Source organism: Pantoea sp. ME81 (genome assembly GCF_903970985.1).
Lineage (GTDB): Bacteria > Pseudomonadota > Gammaproteobacteria > Enterobacterales > Enterobacteriaceae > Pantoea > Pantoea communis.
On record NZ_CAJCKS010000243.1, the window covers coordinates 1 to 5,718 of the forward strand.

5 protein-coding genes are annotated in these 5,718 nt (G+C 53.2%); 2 read left to right on the forward strand and 3 right to left on the reverse strand.

All coding sequences use genetic code 11. The annotated features are described in order from the left end of the window. Window positions 1-491 (forward strand): VOC family protein (locus tag H7A81_RS25185; RefSeq protein WP_182059083.1); only part of this gene is annotated, 491 nt, incomplete at its 5' end. 43 nt (window positions 492-534) lie between these two features. On the opposite strand, the gene fetB is transcribed toward H7A81_RS25185, so the two are convergent. From fetB to H7A81_RS25200, 3 genes are read right to left on the reverse strand one after another with little or no spacing between them, the layout of a single operon-like run. Further along, complete coding sequence (fetB, locus tag H7A81_RS25190) at window positions 535-1,302, reverse strand: iron export ABC transporter permease subunit FetB (RefSeq protein ID WP_166934258.1); 768 nt, start codon at window positions 1,300-1,302, stop codon at window positions 535-537. After that, window positions 1,289-1,957 (reverse strand): iron ABC transporter ATP-binding protein FetA, encoded by a 669-nt coding sequence (gene fetA / locus H7A81_RS25195; protein WP_182059084.1) that lies wholly within the window; start codon window positions 1,955-1,957, stop codon window positions 1,289-1,291. Before fetA ends, fetB begins: the two co-directional genes overlap by 14 nt. Before the next feature lie 19 nt (window positions 1,958-1,976). After that, a complete protein-coding gene (locus tag H7A81_RS25200; protein ID WP_160867728.1) occupies window positions 1,977-2,888 on the reverse strand; it encodes a MurR/RpiR family transcriptional regulator in 912 nt (303 codons plus the stop codon). Window positions 2,889-3,400: 512 nt separating this feature from the next. Here H7A81_RS25200 and H7A81_RS25205 point away from each other — a divergent pair. Continuing rightward, entirely contained in the window at window positions 3,401-5,524 is a 2,124-nt protein-coding gene (locus H7A81_RS25205) for a TonB-dependent siderophore receptor (protein WP_182059085.1), read from the forward strand. The last annotated feature ends 194 nt before the right edge of the window (window positions 5,525-5,718 follow it).

Sequence of the window (5,718 nt, forward strand, 5' to 3'; positions counted from 1 at the left end):
ATGAGGATCAGGCACGTTTCCGCACCGTGCAATTACGACCGGCGCTGGTGCCGAATGGGCGCAGTTTCTTCTGCCAGCACGAGACCCCACACGCGGTATGGCAGGATGCATGGCGTCAGCATCCCAATGGCGTGACTGATATTGTCGAGTTTGTGGTGGTGGCGCAGGATCCTGCGGCGGCAGCACAACCTTACAGTCGGCTGTTTGGGGCGAATGCGCTCACCGCCTGCCAGCAAGGTGCCTTCGTATTAAAAGCCGGCGTGGCGACGGTGCGCTTCGCGGCTGCCGGCTATGTCACACAACGTTTCGCTGGATTACCACCCGATTACAACGGCAGTGCACGCATGGCGGCGTTAAGCTTACGCAGTGTGGATCTGCGCAAGGTAAAAGCCAGTTTGCTGCTGGGCGATATCCCGTTCCACGAAGAGGAATCCGCGCTGATCGTCAGCGCTGAGCATGCTTTTGGCGTGGCGCTGCGGTTTCAGCAGTAATCTCTAAATTCAACGGCGGCCCAGAGGGCCGCGCCCTACCCAGTTAAATCCCGATCTTCAGCTGTGCACGCGCAGTATAGAAACGACGATACGACAAATACGCGGCAATGATGGTCGAGAGGCTGGCGGTACCGATCAGCATAAAGGTCACCATAATCTGGTATTTAATCGCTTTCACCGGATCGATTCCGGCAAAAATCAATCCTGACATCATGCCGGGAAGACTCACCAGCCCCACGGTTTTTGCGGCATCAACTGTCGGGATCATTGCCGCGCGGATGCTGTCACGAATCAACCGACCCGAGGCGAGCTTCACCGAAGCGCCTAAACTCAGCATCTCCAGAATCTTCTGCCGATTGTCGCTAAACCTCTGATTGAGATTGGTGAAACACAGCCCCACTGCCACCATCGCGTTGCCCGCAATCATGCCGGAAATCGGGATCACCTGCATCGGGATAAACTCAATGGCGCCACTCAATAACAAGATTGTAAGGGTGAGCGAAGTGCCGGTGGTGATCGCCACGAAGGAGATCGCTAGCGCGTGGTCGATGTTGCGGCTGCGTTTGCGCGCGTTCAGTGCCGCATTCACGCAGATAAAAAGCACCATCAGGATAGTCAGCCAGCGGTTGTTGAGGTCAAAGATCGATTTCAACACGTAACCCACAATCACCAACTGCACAATGGCCCGGCACACGCTCCAGATGATGTCTTTGCTCATGCCGAGCTTCTCTTTCTGGCTGATGATCAGTGCGATTACCACCAGCATCAGCGACAACAGCAATGAGCTGTCGGTAATATTATGCTGACTCATGCGACTCTCCTCTTTGCGGTGCCGTCAGTCGCAGCACTTTCTCTGCATGCTGGATCTCATCGGGATCGTGACTGATCCACACCACCGCCAACTGTTGTTCCTGCACCCGCTGCTGAATCAGTTGCTGGACAACCGTCTTGTTCTCTTCGTCCAGTGCGCTCGTCACCTCATCTAACAGCAACACTTTGGGCAAGAATTGCAGATTGCGCAGTAAACCCACGCGCTGTTTCTCACCTCCTGATAGCTGTTCAACCTGTTTATCCAGCATCTCAGCATCCAGATGCACGCTCTCCAGAGACGCCATCAGCGCCTCGCGTGGCGGCTTCTGTTGCCGGATTTGCCACGGCAGCGCCAGATTGTCATACACTGTCTCGCCAAACAGCTGCGGCGTTTGAAAACAGTACGATACCTGCTGGCGATACAGCTCGGCTTTTATCGTGGCGATATCACGGTTCTCAAAGCGGATCTGTCCAGCGGTGGGGGCCAGTAGCGAGGCCAGAATCTTCAACAGCGTGCTTTTTCCACTGCCTGAGGGCCCGGTCAGCAGCAAAAAATCACCTGCGTTAAGTTGCAGTGAAACAGGTGCCAGTAAGGTTCGCCCTTGCATAGCATAAGTAACCCTCTGCACTTCAAGCAGAGGAGAATCGCTGGTCATGTTCGCTTCCAAAATAGGTTCAGGACTTGTTGGTTTTGCGCGCGCCGGGGCGCGTCAAGGCATTACTGATCTCATACAGTTTGCTCATGCTTTCCATGGTGGCAACCGGCGTGGTGGCCGCCAACCCCAGCACTAAAATTTCCAGACAGATCATTGGCGTGGCGTGTACCGGCATTTTATCCGCGTCACGACTGCGGGGGATCTCAATGGTGACATCAGAGCGTTGGGCAAAGATGCTGTCTGGCGCGCCAGTGAGAACAATGATTTTCATTCCCAGCCGCTGAGCCTCGGCCAGCGTTACCAGCCCTTCCGGATGCGCGCTACTTTGTACCAGCATGATCAACACATCGGCATGGCGCATCTCGGCAATTTGTTCGCTGAGGGCAATGCCGGTGCGATTCAGGACATATGAGGATGTGCCATTACGTTTGAACAGACGAGCCGTGTAGTCAGCCAGTATTGCAGACGCACCAATGCCGAAAATAGCCACGCGATCCGCCTGCTGCAAAAGGTCGATCGCCTGCTGAATCGCCTGGCGATTGGCGCTGGAGGCAAGCATATCGCAGCTAATACGATAACTATCCAGCACAAAATCAACACTGCCTTTGGCATCCTGTGACAAGGCATTCACCGTGGAAGCCACGCGTGCCGGCGAGCGCTGTGTGACGCCCAGGAACTCCGCCATCACAATCTTCAAGTCGCGGAAACCGGAGAATCCTAACGCCTGAATGGCGCGGATCACTGTGGCATCCGAGGTTTGGGTATCGATGGCAATGCCCAGCGCGGTTTTATCCAGTACCACACTCCGGTGCTGATGGATGTAATTCGCCACTTTAAACAGGCGCGGCGTGAGCTGATGTTTAGCGGTGTGAAAACGCTCACCGTAGAGATCGTAGGGCCGCTTGCTGGTTTTAGGCACGGAATCAGTCACGGTTAAAACACCTTGTTAATAAGTAAGTTACGCTGCCAGACGCTATCTTAGCAACGTCACGCAGCGCGAGAGTAATCCAGAACAGGTCACGAAGCAAAGCGTGAATGCGCCTTTACCCCTTCACAAAAGAGGCAGCAGTAAACGTATTATTCCGATGAAAATTAAGAATACCTTAATTTAATTAAAATAAATGAATGCCTCCAATCTATTAACGACACTGGAGAGTGAGAGGCGAGCGTCGATAAAATGTAGTCAAATTAAATCATGATTAATGAAACTACATTCACTACTACATTTTTAGAATAATATTAGATAAAACAGTGCATTTAAAAACTACATATCAACGACAGTTGCATGAAGCAGGTGTTTTATGCCGCAGAATCCAATAAAAAAATAATCAATAAAATACGTCAATGAGATGAAAAATCGGCATTATTTTGTTGTAAATGGAAATCAATCTCATTACCATCCGCTCTTCTGAATATTTCCCTTTTTGATGCGGATTTAACTTAATGAAGTATCTTTGCTTATTTTCATCAGCGGTAAAATATACGCTCTCTGGCTCTCAGGTATTACTGGCTTCCACCCTGCTGTACAGTTATTCAGCCAGCGGCGCGGATCAAACCTTGACCGTGACAGCCGCTCCCGAAACCACCTCCAGCAGCTACAATCAGGACGATGCTGCGGCGACACTGCGCACCTCAACGCCACGCAACGAAACACCGCAGTCAATCAGCGTGGTGACGCCACAAGTGATGAAGGATTATCAGGTCACCAGCCTGAATGATGCGGTGAAATTCGTCAGTGGTGTCACCCAGGGCAATACGCTGGGGGGGACAGAGGATGGTTTTGTTAAGCGTGGTTTCGGCTCCAATACCGACGGTTCAATCTTCATCGACGGCGTACGCAGTAACCAGGGTCTGACCATGGATGCCAGCATCGATCATGTTGAGGTGCTGAAAGGATCCTCATCGCTGCTGTACGGCATTCTGAATCCCGGCGGCATTATCAATCTGGTGAGTAAAAAGCCGCAATACGAGTGGAACACCCACATCAGCGGTGAATCCAGCAGTTACGGCGGTGGCACTGGCATGGTCGATATCACCGGTCCGCTCGGTAACGGCTTTGCTTTCCGCATGGTGGCTGAACGTCAGCGCGGGGATTACTGGCGTAATTTTGGCGTTAACGAACATACCCTGCTGGCGCCGTCATTAAGCTGGTACGGCGATCGCGCGTCCTTCAACATCAGCTACGTCGAGTATAAATACGATGTGCCCTACGACCGTGGTACGGCGTTTATTGGCGGGAAACCCGTCGATATTCCTTACAACCGTCGTCTCGACGACAATGCGAACCATGCCTGGGGCAAAAACAAGCGCCTGAACGTCTCATACGGTTACAACCTCAGTGATGTCTGGGATACGCATCTCAACTACGGCTGGATGCAGCGCCGTTATGACAGTAACGAAGTGCGCGCCACCGCCATCAGCACCACGACCGGTATCGTTTCGCGCCGTGCTGATGCTAACCGCGGCTTCAACCATCAGACGGAATATGTCTCCTGGGATATCAGCGGTTCTCCCACTATCGCGGGCATGCAGCACGACTTGTTGGTGGGTGTCGATTATGAGCAGAACGAAACCTATAAAGCGCGATCTTATCGCGGCACTGTTTCACGCACCTTCAATATGTACGACCCGGTGTACGGCGAAGAGCCGATCGTCAGCGACAGCACCTATAACGATGCGCTGAGCAATCTGCGCACCAATCTTTATAGCCGCTCAGTGTTTGCCAAAGACAGCATTCATCTGACGGATAAATGGATTGCAGTGTTGGGTGGCCGTTTCCAGCGCTATACCCAAACCTCCAGCAACGGCTTTATCGATCCTGAAACCACACTCAACGATCGCGGCAACGCTTTCCTGCCGCAGTTGGGGGTGGTGTACAAAGTATTGCCGGATGTCTCACTGTACGGCAGCTACAGCAAATCGTTTACGCCCTCAACCCAAACCGACGATGACGGCAACGTGGCGTCCACCGAGAAAGGCACCACCTGGGAAGTCGGTTCTAAATGGCAGGTTGCGCCCAATCTGGCGGCCACACTGGCGCTGTACCGCATTGATGAAGAGGACATGTCGATTTTCATTAACGGCGTGACGCGCAACATTCCCAAAGCACGCTCGACCGGTGCGGAGCTGGAGGTCAACGGCGAGTTTGCGCCTGACTGGAACCTGGTCGCCAACTACAGCTACGACAAAACTGAGATTGTTTCCGACAACGTGAATCCTGACAACGTCGGCAACCGTCTGGTGAACGCCCCGACCAATATGGGCAGCCTGTATCTCAGCCACACCCTGCGTTTCTCCTGGCTGCCGGGTGAACTGCGCCTGGGCGGCGGCGGACGCTATGTCGGTACTCGTGCTGGCGATCCGGAAAACAGCTTCGTGATGCCAGCTTACACCGTGGCCGATGCGTTTATTGCCTGGGATAGCCAGTTGATCGGTAAGCACACCCAGCTGAAGCTCAACGTGAAAAACCTGTTCAACCGCGAATACTACGAATCCAGCGCCGGTAATCTGCGCGTGATTGAGGGTGAACCGCGCGTCATGTACTTACAGGCCGCTGTCGACTTCTAATCTGTTGCGCTCCGCCTTTCAGGGCGGAGCCCACTGTGAGCAATGCGATGAAAAGAGTGCTACTGACTTTGCTGCTGTTATTGCCACTGGCGGCGCAGAGCAAAACCCTGACGGATAGCCTGCAACGCCAGGTGAAGGTTCCGGACAATCCACAGCGGATTGTGATTGGCGAAAGCCGGATGATCTATACCCTC

Bases quoted from the DNA above. Each gene is read 5' to 3' on its own strand.
- fetB (WP_166934258.1), bottom strand. From the start codon at position 1,302: ATGAGTCAGCATAATATTACCGACAGCTCATTGCTGTTGTCGCTGATG.
- fetA (WP_182059084.1), bottom strand. From the start codon at position 1,957: ATGACCAGCGATTCTCCTCTGCTTGAAGTGCAGAGGGTTACTTATGCT.
- H7A81_RS25205 (WP_182059085.1), top strand. From the start codon at position 3,401: ATGAAGTATCTTTGCTTATTTTCATCAGCGGTAAAATATACGCTCTCT.